20 protein-coding genes are annotated in these 19,875 nt (G+C 36.3%); 4 read left to right on the top strand and 16 right to left on the bottom strand.

The window, feature by feature from the left end:
- Window positions 1–7: 7 nt before the first annotated feature.
- From ACWPWS_RS19335 to pdxA, 8 genes are all read right to left on the bottom strand, one after another.
- Entirely contained in the window at window positions 8–772 is a 765-nt protein-coding gene (locus ACWPWS_RS19335) for a polysaccharide deacetylase family protein (RefSeq protein ID WP_454047601.1), read from the bottom strand.
- A 1-nt stretch (window position 773) separates the two neighbouring features.
- Window positions 774–1,556, bottom strand: coding sequence for a glycosyltransferase family 2 protein (locus tag ACWPWS_RS19330; RefSeq protein WP_454047600.1), 783 nt, complete (start codon window positions 1,554–1,556; stop codon window positions 774–776).
- Window positions 1,557–2,804 carry an ornithine--oxo-acid transaminase gene (gene rocD / locus ACWPWS_RS19325; RefSeq protein ID WP_454047599.1) on the bottom strand — a complete coding sequence of 416 codons (1,248 nt, stop codon included), beginning with the start codon at window positions 2,802–2,804 and terminating at the stop codon, window positions 1,557–1,559.
- A 325-nt stretch (window positions 2,805–3,129) separates the two neighbouring features.
- On the bottom strand, window positions 3,130–4,485 hold the full coding sequence (accC, locus tag ACWPWS_RS19320; protein ID WP_047385963.1) for an acetyl-CoA carboxylase biotin carboxylase subunit: 1,356 nt from the start codon (window positions 4,483–4,485) through the stop codon (window positions 3,130–3,132).
- Window positions 4,486–4,579: 94 nt separating this feature from the next.
- The gene (gene accB, locus ACWPWS_RS19315; RefSeq protein WP_209786863.1) at window positions 4,580–5,065 is read right to left on the bottom strand and encodes an acetyl-CoA carboxylase biotin carboxyl carrier protein; all 486 of its coding nucleotides are present in this window, start codon (window positions 5,063–5,065) and stop codon (window positions 4,580–4,582) included.
- Between the two features lie 127 nt (window positions 5,066–5,192).
- Window positions 5,193–5,396: a 50S ribosomal protein L32 gene (rpmF, locus tag ACWPWS_RS19310; protein WP_002976251.1), complete on the bottom strand. Its 204-nt coding sequence runs from the start codon at window positions 5,394–5,396 to the stop codon at window positions 5,193–5,195.
- A gap of 67 nt (window positions 5,397–5,463) precedes the next feature.
- Complete coding sequence (locus ACWPWS_RS19305) at window positions 5,464–5,994, bottom strand: YceD family protein (protein ID WP_209786864.1); 531 nt, start codon at window positions 5,992–5,994, stop codon at window positions 5,464–5,466.
- Window positions 5,995–6,078: 84 nt separating this feature from the next.
- Window positions 6,079–7,170 (bottom strand): 4-hydroxythreonine-4-phosphate dehydrogenase PdxA, encoded by a 1,092-nt coding sequence (gene pdxA / locus ACWPWS_RS19300; protein ID WP_209786865.1) that lies wholly within the window; start codon window positions 7,168–7,170, stop codon window positions 6,079–6,081.
- A 48-nt stretch (window positions 7,171–7,218) separates the two neighbouring features.
- Here pdxA and ACWPWS_RS19295 point away from each other — a divergent pair, with 48 nt between their 5' ends.
- Genes ACWPWS_RS19295 through ACWPWS_RS19285 form a run of 3 tightly spaced genes read left to right on the top strand, consistent with a single transcriptional unit; the run spans window position 7,219 to window position 9,951 of the window.
- Window positions 7,219–7,803 (top strand): riboflavin synthase, encoded by a 585-nt coding sequence (locus ACWPWS_RS19295; RefSeq protein ID WP_209786866.1) that lies wholly within the window; start codon window positions 7,219–7,221, stop codon window positions 7,801–7,803.
- 1 nt (window position 7,804) lies between these two features.
- Entirely contained in the window at window positions 7,805–9,259 is a 1,455-nt protein-coding gene (locus ACWPWS_RS19290) for a sensor histidine kinase (RefSeq protein WP_209786867.1), read from the top strand.
- The gene (locus tag ACWPWS_RS19285; RefSeq protein WP_454047598.1) at window positions 9,259–9,951 is read left to right on the top strand and encodes a tRNA1(Val) (adenine(37)-N6)-methyltransferase; all 693 of its coding nucleotides are present in this window, start codon (window positions 9,259–9,261) and stop codon (window positions 9,949–9,951) included. The genes ACWPWS_RS19290 and ACWPWS_RS19285 overlap by 1 nt, the downstream gene beginning before the upstream one ends.
- Window positions 9,952–10,010: 59 nt before the next feature.
- On the opposite strand, the gene ACWPWS_RS19280 is transcribed toward ACWPWS_RS19285, so the two are convergent.
- Both ACWPWS_RS19280 and rpmH read right to left on the bottom strand, forming a co-directional pair.
- Window positions 10,011–10,721: a cell division ATP-binding protein FtsE gene (locus ACWPWS_RS19280; RefSeq protein ID WP_105681706.1), complete on the bottom strand. Its 711-nt coding sequence runs from the start codon at window positions 10,719–10,721 to the stop codon at window positions 10,011–10,013.
- A 152-nt stretch (window positions 10,722–10,873) separates the two neighbouring features.
- Window positions 10,874–11,032, bottom strand: a complete 159-nt coding sequence (gene rpmH / locus ACWPWS_RS19275) for a 50S ribosomal protein L34 (protein WP_040997588.1) — start codon at window positions 11,030–11,032, stop codon at window positions 10,874–10,876.
- A 235-nt stretch (window positions 11,033–11,267) separates the two neighbouring features.
- Between rpmH and ACWPWS_RS19270 the strand changes: the two genes are divergently transcribed.
- On the top strand, window positions 11,268–12,272 hold the full coding sequence (locus tag ACWPWS_RS19270) for a DHH family phosphoesterase (RefSeq protein ID WP_454047597.1): 1,005 nt from the start codon (window positions 11,268–11,270) through the stop codon (window positions 12,270–12,272).
- 49 nt (window positions 12,273–12,321) lie between these two features.
- Here ACWPWS_RS19270 and ACWPWS_RS19265 read toward each other — a convergent pair whose 3' ends face one another.
- The 6 genes from ACWPWS_RS19265 to ACWPWS_RS19240 all read right to left on the bottom strand — a co-directional run bounded on the left by ACWPWS_RS19265 (window position 12,322) and on the right by ACWPWS_RS19240 (window position 19,842).
- A complete protein-coding gene (locus ACWPWS_RS19265) occupies window positions 12,322–13,125 on the bottom strand; it encodes a patatin-like phospholipase family protein (protein ID WP_209786870.1) in 804 nt (267 codons plus the stop codon).
- Between the two features lie 72 nt (window positions 13,126–13,197).
- The gene (locus tag ACWPWS_RS19260; protein WP_454047596.1) at window positions 13,198–13,980 is read right to left on the bottom strand and encodes an alpha/beta fold hydrolase; all 783 of its coding nucleotides are present in this window, start codon (window positions 13,978–13,980) and stop codon (window positions 13,198–13,200) included.
- Between the two features lie 111 nt (window positions 13,981–14,091).
- Complete coding sequence (locus ACWPWS_RS19255) at window positions 14,092–14,616, bottom strand: biopolymer transporter ExbD (protein WP_454047595.1); 525 nt, start codon at window positions 14,614–14,616, stop codon at window positions 14,092–14,094.
- Between the two features lie 188 nt (window positions 14,617–14,804).
- A complete protein-coding gene (locus ACWPWS_RS19250; RefSeq protein WP_454047594.1) occupies window positions 14,805–16,337 on the bottom strand; it encodes a T9SS type A sorting domain-containing protein in 1,533 nt (510 codons plus the stop codon).
- Window positions 16,338–16,472: 135 nt separating this feature from the next.
- Window positions 16,473–18,539, bottom strand: coding sequence for a cytochrome c biogenesis protein CcdA (locus tag ACWPWS_RS19245; protein ID WP_454047593.1), 2,067 nt, complete (start codon window positions 18,537–18,539; stop codon window positions 16,473–16,475).
- 343 nt (window positions 18,540–18,882) lie between these two features.
- Entirely contained in the window at window positions 18,883–19,842 is a 960-nt protein-coding gene (locus ACWPWS_RS19240; RefSeq protein ID WP_454047592.1) for a redoxin domain-containing protein, read from the bottom strand.
- Window positions 19,843–19,875 lie beyond the last annotated feature (33 nt).

Here is a 19,875-nt window from a genome sequence, read left to right as displayed (position 1 = left end):
TTGTTTTTTAAAATAGTTTTAATCTGCCAAAGATAAGTTTTAATTTGAATTTTATAATCGAATCTTTGCCTTTTATATCAATTCTACACAGCTCGTATGGGCGCTGGGTAGGGTAATAATTTACTTTATTTCCAATTCTTACTGCAAATTCAATTCCTATTTTTTTTAAAATGGAAAAAAAAGTTAATTTATCTTCTTTTTTTTGTGGATATTTTCCATAAGGATACGCCAAAACCTTTGAATACTTGATGTTGTGGGCATCGAGGATTTCCATATTTTTTTTTAGATCTTTTTCTATAAAATCAATAGAAACGTTTTTTAAGTTTTCATGGGCATGACTGTGAAGGGCAATCTCAAAATATTTTTTATCCAGACTTCTGATTTCGTCAAAGGTCATCATGGAATAATTGTTATATCCCTTTTCAATAAATCCGGTTGGAATAAAAATAGTAGCTTTCAGATCATACTTTTCCAGTAAGGACGGCAGATATTCAAGATTATTTTTGTACCCATCATCAAAAGTAATGATAATATTTTTCTTTGATGAAATGGTAAGCTCAGAAAAAAAACGTGGAGTATATTTTTTACGGCTTAGATAGGAAAACTGCTGTTCAAGGTTCTTTACACTGACTGTAAGATCTTCATGGCTTTCTTTTTCAACCTGATGGTACATAAGAATGACAAGTCTGTTATGCGGAAAAGCAAACAGATAGAGACGGAAATATACGACGATAAATACCGCCAATAAAACAGGAATAATATACAGGATCATACTATTTTACCGTATTTTTTTCAAGTTCCTGGAGTCTTATTTTTTCACGCAATTTAATATATTTCAAAAAAGTGTAATAGGACATCGTTTTAGCAATATAATACCCTGGAAATCCATCCAGAAAACCCAGTTTGAAAATAAAAACCTTGATAAATTCAAACATTGGGCTTACAATGATTTTAAATCTATTGATTTTTTTTCCTCTTTCAAACATTTTTTCAGCCATCATATCGGAATATTTATTGATTTTCGAGACATGATGGTGAATGCTTTTGTAAGTATAATGATTCAGTTTTCCCTCGAGAAGGCCTACTTTTTCATAGGTCATCAAAAATTCATGAACTTTATCATGAGAATATGCTGCATATTCTTTTCTGAACAGCCTTTCACGGCATACATTTCCCCAACCTCCATGTTTGATCAGGTGAGTCCCTAAATGATTGTTGAATGCAGCCTTGTACACATTGAATTCTGTACTTGCTGAAGAAACGATCTTCTGTATAGATCTTTTCAGATTTTCATCAGGAACTTCGTCAGCATCCAGAAACAGGATCCATTCATGGGAACATAAATTAAGGGCATGGTTTTTTTGTTCACCATACCCGTTAAATTTTTTCTCAAAGAATTGTACCTGCGGATATTTTTGAGTGCAGATTTCTTTTGTCCTGTCTGTTGAAAAGCTATCAACAATGATAATTTCATCAGCTATATCTATTAATGAATCTAGAAGTCTTACGATATTTTCTTCTTCATTATAAGTGATGATTGCAAGGGAGAGAGCCATTTATTTATACTCAAGAATAGTCTTTTCAATAATCTTCACGCAATCCAGTAACTGCTCTTCAGTAATTACCAATGGTGGTGCCAGTCTGATGATGTTACCGTGGGTAGGTTTTGCCAGCAATCCGTTTTCTTTTAATTTCAGGCAAAGATTCCATGCAGTAGAACTTTCGGGAGTATCGTTGATCAGAATAGCATTTAAAAGTCCTTTTCCTCTTACTTTGGTAATAAGGTCTGACTTTTCAATCAGTTTTTCAATTTCAGATCTGAAAAGTTTTCCTAATTCTTCAGCTCTTTCAGATAATTTTTCTTCAGCCACAACATCTAGTGCTGCTACTGCAACTGCACATGCAATAGGGTTTCCTCCAAATGTAGAACCGTGTTGTCCAGGTTTGATCACATTCATGATGTTGTCATTCGCTAAAACAGCAGATACTGGATACATTCCTCCGGAAAGGGCTTTTCCTAAAATTAAAATATCCGGTTGTACATCTTCATGGTGACATGCAATAAGCTTTCCTGTTCTTGCAATACCAGTCTGAACTTCATCAGCAATGAATAAAACGTTGTACTTTTTACATAGTTCAGCAGCATTTTTAAGGAAGTTTTCATCCGGAACATATACTCCGGCTTCCCCTTGAATGGGTTCTACAAGGAATGCTGCAATATTTGCTGCTTCTCTGCTAAGAACTTCTTCCAGCGCTGCAATATCGTTGTAAGGAATTTTGATAAATCCTGGTGTAAAAGGGCCATAATTTTGGTTGGCATCCGGATCGTTAGAGAAAGAAACAATGGTTGTTGTTCTTCCGTGGAAATTGTTTTCGCAAACGATAATTTTCGCTGCATTTTCTGAAATTCCTTTTACTTCATAACTCCATTTTCGGGCTAGTTTTACAGCTGTTTCTACTGCTTCAGCTCCGGAGTTCATAGGTAAAACCTTATCAAATCCAAAAAGAGTTGTTATTTTCTGTTCATATTCTCCTAATTTAGAGTTGTAGAATGCTCTTGAAGTTAGAGCCAGTTTTTGTGCCTGTTCTACCAATGCTCCTATAATCTTAGGGTGAGAATGTCCTTGGTTCACAGCAGAATATGCTGAAAGAAAATCATAGTACCTTTTACCTTCCACATCCCAAACGAAAACACCTTCTCCGCGATCCAGAACTACTGGAAGTGGGTGGTAATTATGCGCTCCATGTTTGTCTTCAAGGTCAATAAAATACTGCGAGTTTTTTGTTTGTTCTGCTGTTGACATATATTTTGGTTTTCAACAAATTTACGCAATATTAATGATATGCATAAACAAATGCCTAGTGACGTTTTGGGGTATAATTGAAGGATATTTTAGGGCGGAATAATGTGGTATTGGAAAATATTTTCTCTGTTCGCAGACGGTTATAGGTATTATATCTTTATCGTGATGAAATTTTATTTTCTGTATGAGTATCAATTTTTATGAATGAACAGGAATAGATACAGGAGTGGCTTCTCTGAGATTTTTAACGGAAATTTTAAACTGATCAGCTAAAAACAAAAACTGCCTCAAAAAGAGGCAGTTTCATTTTTATTTTAAAATAATCTTAGTGATTATCATATTTTCTGTCCATTACAAAATCCTCCATGAATTTTGTAGTATAGTTTCCTGCAAGATAATCTTCATTATCCATCAGTTGTCTGTGGAAAGGAATGGTTGTTTTTACTCCCTCAATATAGAATTCCTCAAGAGCACGTCTCATTTTTGCAATGGCTTCTTCACGGGTCTGAGCCGTAGTGATAAGCTTAGCAATCATTGAATCGTAGTTAGAAGGAATACTGTATCCGGAATATACATGAGTGTCTACTCTGATTCCGTGTCCGCCAGGGATATTTAATCCTGTGATTTTTCCTGGAGATGGTCTGAAGTCTGCATAAGGATCTTCTGCGTTGATTCTACATTCGATTGAATGTAATTTAGGGTAATAATTGATTCCTGAAATAGGAGTTCCTGCAGCAAGAAGAATTTGTTCTCTGATCAGGTCATAATCAATTACCTGTTCAGTAATAGGGTGCTCTACCTGGATTCTTGTATTCATTTCCATGAAATAGAAATTTCTGTGCTTGTCTACAAGGAATTCAATAGTTCCCACACCTTCATATCCAATGAATTCAGCAGCTTTTACAGCAGCGTCACCCATTTTCTCACGAAGCTCATCTGTCATGAAAGGAGAAGGCGTTTCTTCAGTTAATTTCTGATTTCTTCTCTGTACAGAACAGTCTCTTTCAGAAAGGTGGCAAGCTTTACCGAATTGGTCACCCGCAACCTGAATTTCAATGTGTCTAGGCTCTTCAATCAGTTTCTCCATATACATACCTCCGTTTCCAAAGGCAGCTACAGCTTCCTGAATAGCAGATTCCCAGTGATCTTTAAGGTCTTCAGCTTTCCAAACCGCTCTCATCCCTTTTCCACCACCACCGGCAGTTGCTTTGATCATTACCGGATATCCTGTTTCTTCCGCTACTTTTACAGCATGTTCGTAAGATTCGATCAATCCGTCAGAACCAGGTACACATGGTACACCTGCTGCTTTCATGGTTGCTTTAGCATTAGCTTTATCACCCATTTTTTCAATCTGCTCAGGAGAAGCACCGATAAATTTGATACCGTTTTTCTGGCAGATTCTTGAGAAGTTAGCGTTTTCAGATAAGAATCCGTAACCTGGGTGAATAGCGTCAGCATTGGTAATCTCTGCTGCAGCAATAATGTTAGGGATTTTAAGATAGGAGTCTTTACTCATTGCAGGGCCAATACATACCGCTTCATCAGCAAATCTTACGTGAAGACTGTCTTTATCAGCAGTAGAGTATACCGCAACAGTTTTGATCCCCATTTCTTTACAAGTACGTAAAATACGCATTGCAATTTCGCCACGATTGGCTATTAATATTTTTTTGAACATCTCTCCGAAATTTTAAATTATAAATTTTGAATTTTAAATTATTTTAAATGAAAAAAGATTCATCTAAAATTTATAATCTTTAATCTAAAATTCCTTAAGATGGATCTACTAAGAATAAAGGTTGGTCATACTCTACAGGAGTAGCATCGTCAACTAAAATTTTAACAATTTTTCCGCTGATTTCAGATTCAATCTGGTTGAATAGTTTCATTGCCTCAATAACACAAACTACTTTACCAACAGAAACATCATCACCTACATTTACAAATACATCTTTATCAGGAGATGGTTTTCTATAGAAAGTACCAATCATTGGAGACTTGATCGTTACATATTTGCTGTCATCAGATGCAGCTTCAGCTTTCTCAGCAGCAGGTGCAGCAGCCTGAGTTGCAACAGGTGCCGGAGCAGCTACTGCTTGTGGAGCAGTGTGGTATACTGCAGGTTGTGCATAAACAGTATCGCTTCCAGCTAATGGAGTTTTAATAGTGATTTCGAAATCTTTAGTCTTGTATTTCACTTCTGAAACTTCAGCTTTAGATACAAACTTGATAAGATTTTGTATGTCTTTAATGTCCATAAATTTGATATTTGATTTTGGGTCAAAGATACCAAAAAAACGTAAAAAACAACAAAAAACCGCCAAATTTTATCAAAATTGAGCGGTTTTTGTATTAAAATGAGGCTTTTTCAATGAAAAGCGACTCTTAGTTTTCTTCAGTAGCAGCTACTTCTTTTTCCAATACTACTTTACCTCTGTAGTAAAGTTTTCCTTCATGCCAGTGAGCTCTGTGGTATAGGTGAAGCTCTCCTGTTGTTGCATCTTTAGCTAATTGAGGAACTACAGCTTTGTAGTGAGTTCTTCTCTTATCTCTTCTTGTGGACGATTGTCTTCTCTTTGGATGTGCCATTTTCTAATAACTTTTTTAATTGATGAGCGATGAGATTCATCATCTCATCATATTTAAATTATTCTATTTAATTATTGTCTTTTAATTTTCTTAAAGCATCCCATCTAGGGTCACTTTCATGTTCTTCTTCTTCAGTTACCTCAATATCTTTAGGACTGAACTGGTCAAGAATTTTAAGATCTTCATCACTTACATTGGGTGAAATCTTTTTCATCGGGATAGAAAGCATTACATTTTCATAAATCAAATGTGCTACATTGAAAGCATGCTCTGCGGTAGGAATAGTAATAACATCTTCATTGCTGTCATCATATTCTTCCCCGAAATTCACCAAAATTTTGATTTCATTTTCAATAGGATAGTCAAAATCTTCATTTGTGATATCACAAACTAACTCAACCCATCCATTAATTTTAATCTCAAATTCCAGAAAAGTAGTGTGTTTATCAAGTGATACCTTCACTTCTATTCTAGGATTTGTAAATTCCTGCTCAGTGTCAAATAATTGAAAGAACGTATTATCTATCTCAAACTTGAACTCGTGTCTTCCGTTTTTAAGTCCGGAAAAGCTTACGTCATAGTTTCTTAACTTGTCCATAAAATGAGTGTGCAAAAATATGCATTTTTTTTATAATAACAAATAAAATCTGAAACAAATTAATTTAAAATTTGTTTTAAAGATTTATGCTTCAGTTTCCTCTGGTAGATCTTCGTCTATTCCGTTGTCTACAGTTATTTTTCTAGGCTGCAGGCGGTCGCTCATCAGTTCTCTGTATTCACTTCTGTTTTTGAAAACTTTGATAGCCGTGAAGATCGCTTCTGTGAAACTTTGTTCATCAGCGATGTTTTTTCCTGCGATATCATAAGCAACTCCGTGATCGGGAGATGTTCTGATAAAAGGAAGTCCTGCGGTATAATTTACTCCTTCTTCGTACGCTAATGTTTTGAAAGGAGCCAGCCCCTGATCATGATACATTGCGAGTACGGCATCGAAATTTTTGTATTTGTTCGGTTGGAAAAAGCTGTCTGCAGGGAAAGGTCCGAATGCCAATATTCCGTTGTCAGAAAGTTCTTTAATAGTCGGGCTGATAATTTCAATTTCTTCATTTCCGATAACACCGCCGTCTCCTGCGTGAGGATTTAACCCCAATACTGCAATTTTAGGCTTTTGAATACAGAAATCCTCTATAAGAGTCTGATTTAATACCCTGATCTGTTTCTTTATTTTTTCCTTGGAAATATTTTCAGCTACCTGAGCAATAGGAATATGATGGGTGGAAACAGCTACTTTAAGATCTTCAGTAACAAGGAACATCAATCCCTTTTTGCTGAATTTCTCTTCAAAATATCCAGTGTGTCCGGCGTGTTTAAAGCCCATTTTTACCATCTCATCTTTGTTGATAGGAGCAGTTACCAGTACATCAATATCTCCTTTCATCAAAGCTTCAGTAGCTGCTTCTAAAGAATCAATCGCCATTTTTGTGGATTCTTCAGTAGGAACTCCCAATTCTACATTCACGTTTTCTTTGGTAAGGTTAACCATATTGAGTTTTCCTACCTGTGCCTGTGAGGCCTCGTTAACATAGTTGAAGTTAAGATTCAGCTTAAAAATATTTTTCTGATAAGTGAATAATTTTCCCGAACCAAAAATTACAGGAGTGAAAAAATCTGTAATAGTTTTGTCTTTCAGAGACTTCATGATGATCTCCGGGCCGATGCCATTGAAATCACCGATTGAAATTCCTACTCGTACTTTATGGTTTTTTGGGCTCATTTTGATTATCTTTGAAGATTATAATTTACAAATTTAGCAAAAAATAATATGTTCACAGGAATTATTGAAGCAGTTGGTGTTATTGAGAAGATTGAAGAAAAAGGAAGCAATATAGATTTCACGCTGACATGCCCCTTTACAAACGAACTTAAAATTGATCAGAGCCTTGCACACAACGGCTGTTGCCTTACAGTTGTGGAGATAAAAGACCATCATTATGTGGTTACAGCGATTAATGAAACACTGGAAAAGACCAATCTTGGAAAATGGGAATTGGGAACCGTTGTGAATCTTGAGCGTTGTATGAAGATGGATGGAAGACTGGATGGTCATATTGTTCAGGGACATGTTGATAAAACCGGTGAAGTGGTGAGTATTGAAAATAAAGACGGAAGTTATTTTATTACCATGAAATATGAAAATGACGGAAGTTTTGTGACGGTACCTCAGGGGTCAATTACAGTAAACGGGATCAGTCTTACGGTTGCTAAAAGCGAAGACGATCAGTTTTCCGTAGCCATTATTCCTTATACCTGGGAATTTACGAATATGAAACATTTGAAAATTGGTGATACAGTAAACCTGGAATTTGATATTATTGGTAAGTATATTGCTAGGTTAATTAAAAAGTAGAATGTCAATAAACAAGTATAAAGGATATAGCTTAAGGAATCGGGTATTCTTCGGTTTCTTACTGGTATGTTTTTTAAGTGTCGTTGCTACATCTCTTGTTCCTTACTTTGTGCTGAGAAATCATTCTTTGCAGCAGAGTAATATCGATATGCAGGACAAGACCAATGCGGTAATGCGGTATCTGGATTATGCGGTAAGTCAGACACTTATAGAAACAAAAGATCTTCCGGAAGTTTTAGGGAATAAAATCTTTGAAATAGCGGATATCAACCAGCATGATATTTTTATTTATGATCTGAAAGGACACTATTTGCTTTCCAATAAAGATGAAGGTTTAGTTGAGCAGAAAACAATTCCTATAGAGATTATCAATAAAATCCTGTCTACTGATGCAAGAGTAGATATGATTAATTATGATGCCGCTAAAGATGCTAAGCTTACTTCTTCCTATCTTTTGTTGAAAAACAATGAGCTTGAACCCATCGGAATTGTTTATATCCCTTTATACCACAATGAATCTGCTTATCTTGAAGTTCTTCATCAGTATGTAAAATATATTCTTTTAGTCGATATATTCCTTATTCTTTTTAGTATATGGATCAGTTGGGTTACCTCTAACAGCCTTGCGAAAACCATTACGAAATTTTCTGATATGATTACCCGTATTACATTGTTTGAAAATGAAATGCGTCCTATCAGGTACTATAAAAATGATGAACTTAATGCTTTGGCAAGAGCCTATAACAGGATGATTCTGCAGATTCAGGATCAGAAAGAAAGACTTAGATTCAAAGCATCTGAAGAAGCGTGGAGAGAGATGGCTAAGCAGGTGGCTCATGAGGTGAAAAACCCATTGACTCCAATGAAGCTGACCATTCAAAATTTTGAAAGAAAATTTGATCCTGAAGATCCAAATATCAGAGAGAGAGTAAAACAGATGAGTAAAACGATCGTAGATCAGATTGATCTGATTGCTACGGTAGCCTCGGCATTCTCAGAATTTGCAAAACTTCCTGAAAAAAATAATGAAGTTATTAATCTGAATACTGAAGTTGAAGACATTCTCCGTGTATTTAATGATGACAGTATTTTCATGCATGCGAACAAGACGAATATTATGATCAATATGGACAGAATTTATCTTTCCAGGATTATAACCAACCTTGTTACCAATGCGAAACAGGCAGAAAGTGATGAAAGAAAACTGATCATTAATGTAGATGTGGAACAGCACCAGAGGCGAGTGATTATTTCTGTTCAGGATAACGGAATAGGAATTCCGGAAAATATGTACGAAAGAATCTTTGAACCGAATTTTACTTCTAAAAGCAGTGGAATGGGGCTGGGGTTGTCTATGGTGAGAAAAATGATTGAAGATTATAAAGGAGAGATCTCTGTGAAATCTGAAATAGGAAAGGGGTCTACCTTCATTATTACACTGCCTACCAATTTATAGTGAAACCTTTTATATTTAAGCAATTTAAAATTGAGCAGTCTAAAGACGTCTTCCGTGTAGGAACAGACGGGGTTTTGCTTGGAGCTTTAGCTAGTGTTGAAAGTGCTTCCAGTGTTTTGGAAGTGGGAACGGGTACAGGCTTAATTTCTCTTATGCTGGCCCAGAGAAATCCTCATGCTGAATTTTTGGGACTTGATATTAATGAAGATGCAGCAAGGCTTACCAGACTTAATTTTGAAAGCTCTCCTTTTCATACAAGGTTGCAAAACAGACATCAGGATTTTAAAACTTTTGAAACGAAAGAACAGTTTGATCTTATTGTTTCCAATCCTCCATATTTCGAAGAATCAGGATCTGAAAAAGATAAAATTGCCCGTCAGACGGTTGAGTTAAACTTCATGCAGCTGATATCCAAAGCATCTCAGCTTTTATCAAAAGGTGGGATTTTTTCTGTCATTATTCCTGTTGAAGCGGGAGAACTTTTTGTTTCAATTGGGAAAGAAAATAATCTGTTTCTGATCCGAAGAGTGCATATCAAAGGAATTGAAAATTCAAAAGCAAAAAGGCTGATTCTGGAGTTTTCATCAGAAGAAAAAGACATTGACGAATCGGACTTTATTATAGAAAAAAGTCCGAGACAATACTCGGACCCATATCTTGAACTCACCAAAGAGTTTCATGTTTTTAAGTGAAGAAGTTAGAAATTAGACTTTAGAAGTTAGTTATTTCTGAACTCTTTATTTTTTTATTCTTATTCGAATAACTCAGATGTATCCAATACAGAAACTTTTCCGTCTTCACATCTGATGGCTTCACCAGGGAAGTTTTGAATCATATGATAATCATGTGTTGCCATTACCACTGCAGCGCCATTTTCAAGAGCTACCTGCTTTAACAGGGTCATAATTTCGTTGGAAGTTTCTGGGTCAAGGTTTCCTGTAGGCTCATCGGCTAAGATAAGATCAGGGTGGTTAAGAAGAGCTCTTGCGATGGCAATACGTTGCTGCTCTCCTCCGGAAAGTTCGTGAGGCATTTTGTGCTTTTTGCTTTTCATGTTCACGCTTCCTAAAACCTCATTGATACGGTCTTCTATTTTTACTTTGTCATTCCATCCAGTAGCTTCAAGAACAAACTTCAGGTTCTTTTCAACTGTTCTGTCAGAAAGTAACTGGAAATCCTGGAATACGATTCCTAGCTTTCTTCTAAGGTTGGGAATATCAGATGGTTTTAGTTTTGCCAGGTCAAATCCTACCACAGCTCCGTGTCCTGATGCCAATGGAATATGTCCGTAAAGCGTTTTCAGAAGAGAACTTTTTCCGGAACCTGTTTTTCCAATAAGATAACAGAATCTACCTTTTTTAATGTTAAGATTTACATCAGAAAGGACAGTGAAGTTTTTTTGGGCAATCTTTGCGTTTTGTAAACTTATGATGTTTTCTCCGGAGATATTTGTATGTGGCATAATTTAATTTTAAAGACTATTTCTAACAAAAATATTTCAACTTTTAAAAATAGAAAAAGATGTTGATACAGCCTAAATTTTAGTAAATTTTAACAACAAAAAATGCCTGAAAAGGAACTTCTCAAGCATGTTTTGTATATGATAATGTAGAATTATCTCTTAGCGCGTGATGCACTTACAGTTAAACTCTTTCTGCCTTTAGCTCTTCTCGCAGCCAAAACTCTTCTTCCATTTGGCGTAGACATTCTTTCTCTGAAACCGTGTTTGTTTCTTTTCTTTCTTTCTGATGGCTGGAATGTTCTTTTACTCATTACTATATGTTTAAATCGTAATTAATCTATTAATTTTCAGGTTGCAAAGATATATAAATTTTTATAAGTTACAAATTTTATATATCTTTTTTTAAAATTAAATGTTGCGTTTTTCAGTCGGGTATTGGCAAACCCTCATGGAAAAACCATTTTCCGGTACAAAAATAATATTTAAATGATTTATATAAAAGCTCTATCTTTGAAAACTTTAATTTTAACGAAAAATAAACACCGGATGTTTACACCAGCAGAACTTTTAGATATCAATACATTACTTACCCAGGAGAGCAAAATAGTTATCCTTACCCATTACAATCCGGATGGAGATGCTATTGGGTCAAGCTTGGGATTGAAACATTATCTGAAAGCAAAAGGAATTCATGCAGAGGTTATCGTCCCTAATGATTTTCCTAAGTTTCTGAAATGGATGCCGGAATCTAAAAAAGTTATCATTGCTGAGTACAAAAGAAAACTGGCTTCTGATATGATTGCAGGAGCAGATGTAATTTTCTGCCTGGATTTTAATTCTCCTTCAAGAATCGGATTGTTGGGAGACTGGTTGGTAAAAGCTCCGGGAAAGAAAATTCTTATTGACCACCATCAGCAGCCGGAAAAATTTGATTTCGTTTATTCCGATACGGTAATTCCTGCCACTTCACAGATGATCTATCATTTTATTGAGGCAATGAATGATGAAAAACTAGTGAATCAGGATATGGCGGAATGTCTTTATACCGGAATTATGACGGATACCGGAGGTTTCCGTTTTCGTTCTACAAGTGCTGCCACGCACAGAATTATTGCCAATCTTATTGAACATGGAGCAGATCCTGCCATGATCACCTCTAATACATGGGATACCAACACCGTTTCCCGACTGCATTTACTTGCTTTGGTTCTGGGAAGAATTGAGGTAGTGAATGAGGGAACAGTAGCTGTATTAAGCCTTACAAGAAACGAGCTTAAAGAATTTGGATTCCAGAAGGGAGATACGGAAGGATTTGTTAATTATGGTTTAAGCATTGCCGGAGTGAAAATGTCTGCATTCTTTATGGAAGATCTGTATGAGGATTTTGTTAAAATTTCATTCAGAAGTAAAGATGATGTGGATGTGAACCAATTCTCAAGAAAATATTTTAATGGTGGAGGGCACATCAATGCTGCCGGAGGGAAATCTTTGGATTCTTTAGCCGGAACTATCGTGAACTTTAAAGCTAAAGTAAAAGAGGAAGGGTTATAATGGGATGAAAAGCTGAAATAGCTTATCCATTCCCGGTTTCTTAAACTTATTAACTTTTGCGAAACCCTTTTTCTTCAAGTTCCAGACAGGTATATTCGTAGACCTGCTGAAACATTTCATCCATATACCTTTTGTTGAAAAGACTGTACTTCGTCATTTTAGGCGGATCTAAAAATATATTGCAGTATTTCGCTTTAGAATACACGGATTTTGCGATGGCCAAATGGAGAATCCTGTCAAATTCTTTCATAAGACTCATTTTATTGAGTTCATCATAGCTGATCGAGTTCACATGGGATGCAATCAGGAAGTTGCATTTGTCCATAATAGGCTCAATGGGAAGATTGTCAAGAACGCCGCCATCCACATAAATTTTCTCACCAATTCTTACCGGAGGAAGGATAAAAGGAACACTGGAAGAAGCCAGCAACGGACCGAAAAGTTCTCCTTCAGAAAAAAAGTCAACAATACCATGAGTCATCTCTGTGGCTGCAACATACATAGGGATTTCCAAAATACTGAAATTGTCTTCCGGGAAATAATCTTTGAAAAGTTTTAAAATAAAATTAGAACTGAAAATTCCATTTTTTGATAATTTTAAAGCTGATCTGGAGAAAAAAGAGGTTTGTCTCACAATTTCCATCATCTCATCCGGGGTTTTTCCAAAAGAATAAAAAGCACCAATGATAGATCCTGCACTTGTTCCGGAGATAATGTGCGGCTTCAGGTTGTATTCTTCCAGCGCTTTCAGTACAGCAATATGGGCAATTCCACGCATTCCTCCGCCTGAAAGTGTAAGTCCGATAACCGGTGGTGCCGGTGGTTTCTTTTTTTTGAATGAGAATAAAGCCATTACAAAAATTATCCTCTACTAATATACAGGATTTTTTATTAAACACGGCTTTAATATATGATGAAAACAATGTTATAAGACCAGCTTCTTAGGGAGGTTATGAAGAAGTTCTGTATTGATGATTTCAGCACAGATACCAGGTTTTTCCCAATGCCCGTTGTGTCCGCAGTCCAGGATGTAAGATTTTATATTTGTTCTGTCCGGAAGATGCTTAATCATGAGATCGGTTTTTACAGCATTGTCATGTTTCCCTGCCAATACTAGAATTTTTGCTTCCAGATTTTCCAGAATATGTTTTTTGTCTGTTCTTTCTACCATGCCTTTTACACAGGCAAGTGCTCCCATATTGTTGGTGGAAAGTGCAGTTTCAAGAGCGGTTTCAATTTTGCCTTCCAGGATATCTCTTTCATTCGGATTGAATAAGTTGGGAATTCCGGCTCTGGCATAGTGGGCAAATGCATCCTTTATAATTCTGTAGCTTTTGATACGCTGTTGTTTTTTCTCTTCATCATCCGGAAAGTAAGTAGAGAAAAATAACGTTAAAGTTTTTAAAGAACTGGGATATTTTTCAGCAAAGGCAAGTGAAGTATAGCCTCCCATGGAATGTCCCAGAAGGTGAACTTTTTCTAAATTCTGATGGTCTAAAACTTTTTTTACTTCCTCAGCCATCAATTCCATGGTGTGAACTTCAGCCAGAATTTCAGACTGTCCGTGGCCGGGAAGGTCAATTTTGAGCAGTGAAAAATCTTTAGAAAGATGAGACTCCATATCGCTCCAGATGGTCAGGTTTTCCATAAATCCGTGCAGAAGTACTAAAGTTTCTTTTCCGTTTCCTTTTCTTTCAAAGTTCAGCATGATTCTAAAATTTAGAAGGTTAAAAATAATACAGCAGGTTGCGTGCTGCGGATCTGTTTCTCCTTTCAAATTTAGTCAAAAAAAGAGCATTTTTACAATGCTCTTCGTCTTTTATTGAGTTAATTCCTTGTAAATCTTTGTTTCCCAAGGCTTGATATCTGTTACGCCATATCGTTCCTTTTTGGAAATAGCAAGATTGTCCAGCATGTCTACAAAATTCTTATAATTGGCTTCATCTGTTGGTTTTACAATAACAGTGAAGTTGTTCGGAACCGGAGCATTTTTATAGGCTTCAGCAATGATTTTTGAAATTTTTATTCCACTGAAATCAGTTTCATTAAGGGTTCCTGTATTTAAATCTTTAGCATTGCTTTGATGATAAAATACACGGTTGTCTTTTCCAAGGATAAAGGTAATCTGATTTTTATCTCCTATTACCGGAATATTCTTAGGATGAGGGTTAGGATCTTTTGCCGGTAATCCCAGATCCATTACGTTGGGTTTTGTAAAATTGGTGGTGAACATAAAGAATGTGATGAGCAGGAATCCCAGATCTACCATAGGAGTCATATCTACTCTGATCATTTTTTTCTTTTGTTTGCTGCCTTGTTTTTCTTGTGCAATTACTTCTGCCATGATTAATGTTTTTAAATGTTAAACGGTATTTTTTTGAATAATTCTTACAAAACACATGCCTTGTTTGTGAAGTAATCAATAGATTCATGAATTTATTGATTGTTTTGTGCTGAATTTGAAAAAAAATACTATTTCTTTTACTACATTTATGATATTGAGTTTGAATGGCTGAAATATTCACAAACGGCTTACCTGTTTACTGTTATTTTCTTTGAAAGAATAATTCCGTTTCTATTTTTTATCTGTACCATGTAAATTCCTTCAGAGAATGTATTGGTATTGATTTTTATTTTTTTCTCATTATACTTTTGAGAGAATATTTTTCTTCCCGACATATCTGTAATGGTAATAGTGCTTTCCTTGGGCAGATGATCCAAGTAGAAAAAGTCTTTTGCCGGATTGGGGTAGAGGTTAGGTTTATGCTGTTGGTTTTCTGAAATGCCCAGCTGTTCCGGACTTAATTTTACTACCCATGCATCGATCAGGCCATGATGTCCGGTAACGTCTCCACTTGTAGACCCTGTACTTCCTGAAACAATATACCCGTTATCAGCGGTCAGTTCAACCGCAGTTAAGTACTCGACATCCGGACCTCCCAGTGTTTTCTCCCACTTCAGATTTCCGCTGCTGTCCAGTTTTATGATCCAGTAGTCCAGATTACCGTGATGATTGGTTACCTGACCGTTGTTGGAAGCTGTCCAGCCTGCAACAATATAATCCCATTCGGGAGTCTGCCGAATAGTTATTGCATTGTCATGAAAACTTCCTCCAAAATATTTATCCCACTCGATGGTTCCGTTATTGCTTAGTTTTATGACCCAATAATCGGGAAGTCCGCTTTCAAGATTTGAAGGATTAAAAGAAGTGCCCACGGCAATATATCCGCCATCAAAAGTCTGTTGCGCATAATACCCTATATTATCGCCAATATTGCCCAACGTTTTTTGCCATTGCATATTTCCTCCGGAATCAAGTTTTACTACCCAAAAATCATTGCTTCCATAGCTTACAGTAATATCACCATCCGTAGACACGGTGGTTCCTGCAATAATATATCCGCCATCAAAAGTCTGCTGCACAGAATTAACCTGCTCACTGCTGCTTCCGCCCAGCGATTTCTGCCATTGTATATTTCCGTTATTATCTAATTTTACAATCCAGTAATCTCCTCCTCCGTGATTTCCGCTCACATCACCGTCATCAGAACCTGATGATCCGGCTACAATATATCCTCCTTCAGAAGTCTGCTGAATAGATTGTGCCATATCCATACCACTTCCCCCGAGTGATTTCTGCCATTGCATATCCCCGTTGGCATCAAGTTTTACAATCCAGTAATCATAATTTCCATGATTTCCTGTGACATCTCCATCACCGGAATTGGATGATCCGGCAATAATATACCCTCCATCGGTAGTCTGACGGATAGATTGTGCAGCATCAACATTGCTTCCTCCTAACGATTTTTGCCATTGTATACCTCCCGCAGAATTCAATTTTACGATCCAGTAATCACCTCCTCCATGATTTCCACTTACATCGCCATCATTGGACATAGAATGTCCGGCTACAATGTATCCTCCGTCGGAGGTTTGCTGAACGGCATTGGCAGATTCACCATGGGTGCCTCCCAACGCTTTTTGCCATTCTATGGAAGGGGCAGACTGGGCTGCTAATACGGAATAGATAAGAAATAAAAAAGTAGATGTTAAATATCTCATATGTATTTGAATTGGTGATAGTTATTCAAATATAATTAATTTTAGACTACGTTTGGTGTTTTATTGTTTATTTAATTCATGAAAATAAAAAACTCACACGGTAAAGTGTGAGTTTTTTAATGATATGTAAATAAATTATTTATTCTTTTTATAGAAGTTCACTCCGCATTCCAGGAATTTTTTGAAATCCTCTTTCGGCATGTATCCTGAAACAGGAGTATTAATTACTTTTCCGTCAGGAGTGATTAAAACATAGTGAGGCTGGGAATTATTGTTAAAGTTCACCTGTTGGAATAAACTCCATCTGTCCCCAATTGTTTTTACCTTTTTGATCTGTCCGTCCCCAAGGTCAATTTTGGTTTTCTGATCCTCAGGAAGCTCTTCTTTATCATCTACATAGAGAGAAGCCAGTACTACGTCATTCTGTAGGATAGGCAAGATGTCCGGTTCACTCCAAACAAACTCCTCCATTTTTCTACAGTTTTCACATCCGTACCCGGTGAAGTCAATTAAGATCGGTTTATCTTCTTTTTTAGCCAGTTCTATTGCTTTGAAGAAGTCGTGTTCCGGATGCATTCCTAAAATTCCGTCTTTTTCATCATGGAAATAACTTACATTCAGAGGAGGTAAAATTCCGCTTAATAACTGAAGCTTCGGACGATCAGACGGGATTAAACCTTGTACCAGGTAGATGACAAAACCGATTCCCAATACACCCAATACCTTTCTTGTGATTGAGATTTTAGGCTTTTTATCATCATGTGGGAATCTGATCAATCCTAATAAATATAATGCTAATCCTAAGGCAATAATGATCCAGATTGCAATGAAAAGCTCTCTTTTTAAGAAGAAGGTTTTAGAAACAAGATCTGCTTTAGATAAAAACTTCAATGCTAATGCCAGTTCTACGAACCCTAACACCACTTTTACGGTATTCATCCATCCTCCTGATTTCGGAAGACTTTGCAATGCCTGCGGGAATAAAGCCAGTAAACCAAAAATAATTGCCCATGCCAGCCCGAATCCTGCCAAAGCAAAGGTTAGCAGCATAGGAACATTTGTGGAACCTGTTACTGCACTTCCCAGTAAACTTCCTAAAATAGGTCCTGTACATGAGAAAGAAACAATCACCAGCGTTAATGCCATGAAGAAAATACCGATAATTCCTCCTGCCTCTTCCGCTTTAGAAGATTTGTTGGCAATAGAACTCGGTAGTGTGATATCATAATACCCGAAGAAACTTCCGGCAAAGAAGATGAATATGATAAAGAAAGCAATATTCAGCCATACACTGGTGGAAATCTCGTTGAAGACATTTCCGGCAATCCCATCAATAATGTGGAAAGGAATACTCAGTAAAACGAAAATAAGAAGGATGAAAAACCCATAAATAAGAGCATCTCTTTTTCCTTTTGCTTTATTCTTGCTTCCTTTGGTAAAGAATGAAACAGTCAGTGGAATCATTGGGAAAACGCATGGAGTAAGCAAAGCGATTAATCCCCCGATAAACCCAAGGAATAAATACGTCCAGTAGTTTTCATCCACTTTGGTAGAAGCTGTACCACAATCCGTCAATGGTTTTTTGAAATCAATACTTTCAATTTTCAGTTGTTTAGGATCCAGTTTAGAAGTTTCTATGATCGTAGCTTCTGTTTTTGCAGGATTTTCAGTTATTGTCTCAACTGTTTTTACAGAATCTTTTGCAGGAACCGCTTCCTCAGTTGCGGTCTCTTCCGTTGCCCCTTTGGGAGTAACTTTTTGATTGAATTCTAAGGTGTTGGGAGCCAGACAAACTCTGTCGTCACAGGTCTGATACGTAATCTCAGAAGTGACATCCGCAGGTTTTGTCGGATCTTTTAATTTAAATTTTTGCTTAAATCCAGCAGAATTGGAGTAGAAAACAATTGTTCCTCCAAACGCTTCAGAAAATTCTTCATGTTTTTTCCCGACCTCGGTAAATTTTCCAATCAGCTCAATGTTTTTTCCGGTAACTTTATATTCGGTAGGAATACCTGTATCTTCCGGTAAATCTTTGGAGTAAATATGCCATCCGCTTTCCATGGTAGCATTCAATACCGCTTCGTACTGATTGTTTCCAAGATCGTTGATGGTAAATTTAAACTTTACGGGATTTTTTATCTGCGCATTAATTCCTGTCGCTAAAAAGAGTAGAATTAATAAAAACCAATTTCTAAATTTCATTGTTCCTTTCATTAAAAATTTTGAGACTCCACTTTGTCTTCTCATTCTTTGTATATCTTCTATTCTGTCTGAAATGATGATCCCCAATGGAGAATCATTGCTGTCAGTCAGTATCCAGATTTTTTGCCTCGCTAAAATAGATAATTTTTCGTCCCTAAAAAACTTAGAAACTTTCTTTTTTTAAGCCTGATGTCTGAAATATTCTGTCTTCCGCCTTGATGGCAAGAGACGTGTCACTTATTTTATCCTTCAAAATGATTATTGATTTTGTCAATTTTATCAATTTTGTTGATTGAGGATTATGATTAGCATCTTTTGCCAATACAAAAACTTTCTGTTAAAATCAATTCAGGTTCTTTAAAATATCTTCTACAGACGCTCTCTTTTTATAGTCTGTATCAAAATGCCTCCATGTAATTTCTTTACTTTCATTAAGGATGAAGGTTGCCGAAACAGGAAGTCTTCCGGAATGATCTGACCTGCTGTCAGCAAAATCCTCCTTTAATTTTGAGTTGTATAGGTTAAGCGTTTCACTGTCAGGAGTGTAAAGAACATCGAATGCTTCTGCAATTTTATATCCCTCATCATATAGAACGGTATAGTCTGTCTTTGTTTTGTTAATGGTCTTTTCTATAAATTCAGGTTTTTCAGGAGAGATAATAACAAGTCTTGCATTTTTCGATTTCAGTTCAGGAGACAGCTTTTGTAATGTTTCAATGTATTTGTTACAATAAGGGCACCATTGCCCGCGGATAAAAACGATCACCAGTTTTTGATTTTCTTTGGATGAAGAAAATGTATTTCCCACATGGTCTTTTGCATTGAAATTATCAATTTTATCTCCAACCATTTTTCCTTTTACCTGATCTAAAGTTTTGCCGGATTGAGACATCTTTTTCCCCAGCACTGAAGTTCCCACTCCTAAAAACTGTTCAGCATTATAATATCCGAAATCATATTGAACCAGTTTTCCTTTTGGATCCAGGAATAAAAAAGAAGGATAGTTTACGACTTTAAACTCTTTGGCCAGATTTATCCCTTCTTTTTCTGCATCCAGGGCAATATTAACAAAATTTTTGTTGAACATTTCTCCGATTCTGGGATCGGTAAAGGTGTTTTTTGCCATGAGCTTACAAGGTCCGCACCATGTGGTGAACAGATCAATGAAGATCAGTTTATTCTCTTTTGCTGCGATTTTTTTCGCAGCCTCCAAATCAATTTTTTGAAAATTGATGCCTGCACTTTGTGCTCTCAATGAAATTCCTACTATTATAAGAAGGCTCAATACAATTTTTTTGAACATATATTCTTTTCTTATAATGTTCCTTGAAAAAAA

Source organism: Chryseobacterium sp. Marseille-Q8038 (assembly GCF_965111995.1).
This window is presented reverse-complemented; position numbering and strand designations above follow the sequence as displayed.

Bases quoted from the DNA above. Each gene is read 5' to 3' on its own strand.
- ACWPWS_RS19335 (WP_454047601.1), bottom strand. From the start codon at position 772: ATGATCCTGTATATTATTCCTGTTTTATTGGCGGTATTTATCGTCGTA.
- ACWPWS_RS19330 (WP_454047600.1), bottom strand. From the start codon at position 1,556: ATGGCTCTCTCCCTTGCAATCATCACTTATAATGAAGAAGAAAATATC.
- rocD (WP_454047599.1), bottom strand. From the start codon at position 2,804: ATGTCAACAGCAGAACAAACAAAAAACTCGCAGTATTTTATTGACCTT.
- accC (WP_047385963.1), bottom strand. From the start codon at position 4,485: ATGTTCAAAAAAATATTAATAGCCAATCGTGGCGAAATTGCAATGCGT.
- accB (WP_209786863.1), bottom strand. From the start codon at position 5,065: ATGGACATTAAAGACATACAAAATCTTATCAAGTTTGTATCTAAAGCT.
- rpmF (WP_002976251.1), bottom strand. From the start codon at position 5,396: ATGGCACATCCAAAGAGAAGACAATCGTCCACAAGAAGAGATAAGAGA.
- ACWPWS_RS19305 (WP_209786864.1), bottom strand. From the start codon at position 5,994: ATGGACAAGTTAAGAAACTATGACGTAAGCTTTTCCGGACTTAAAAAC.
- pdxA (WP_209786865.1), bottom strand. From the start codon at position 7,170: ATGAGCCCAAAAAACCATAAAGTACGAGTAGGAATTTCAATCGGTGAT.
- ACWPWS_RS19295 (WP_209786866.1), top strand. From the start codon at position 7,219: ATGTTCACAGGAATTATTGAAGCAGTTGGTGTTATTGAGAAGATTGAA.
- ACWPWS_RS19290 (WP_209786867.1), top strand. From the start codon at position 7,805: ATGTCAATAAACAAGTATAAAGGATATAGCTTAAGGAATCGGGTATTC.
- ACWPWS_RS19280 (WP_105681706.1), bottom strand. From the start codon at position 10,721: ATGCCACATACAAATATCTCCGGAGAAAACATCATAAGTTTACAAAAC.
- rpmH (WP_040997588.1), bottom strand. From the start codon at position 11,032: ATGAGTAAAAGAACATTCCAGCCATCAGAAAGAAAGAAAAGAAACAAA.
- ACWPWS_RS19270 (WP_454047597.1), top strand. From the start codon at position 11,268: ATGTTTACACCAGCAGAACTTTTAGATATCAATACATTACTTACCCAG.
- ACWPWS_RS19265 (WP_209786870.1), bottom strand. From the start codon at position 13,125: ATGGCTTTATTCTCATTCAAAAAAAAGAAACCACCGGCACCACCGGTT.
- ACWPWS_RS19260 (WP_454047596.1), bottom strand. From the start codon at position 13,980: ATGCTGAACTTTGAAAGAAAAGGAAACGGAAAAGAAACTTTAGTACTT.
- ACWPWS_RS19255 (WP_454047595.1), bottom strand. From the start codon at position 14,616: ATGGCAGAAGTAATTGCACAAGAAAAACAAGGCAGCAAACAAAAGAAA.
- ACWPWS_RS19250 (WP_454047594.1), bottom strand. From the start codon at position 16,337: ATGAGATATTTAACATCTACTTTTTTATTTCTTATCTATTCCGTATTA.
- ACWPWS_RS19245 (WP_454047593.1), bottom strand. From the start codon at position 18,539: ATGAAATTTAGAAATTGGTTTTTATTAATTCTACTCTTTTTAGCGACA.
- ACWPWS_RS19240 (WP_454047592.1), bottom strand. From the start codon at position 19,842: ATGTTCAAAAAAATTGTATTGAGCCTTCTTATAATAGTAGGAATTTCA.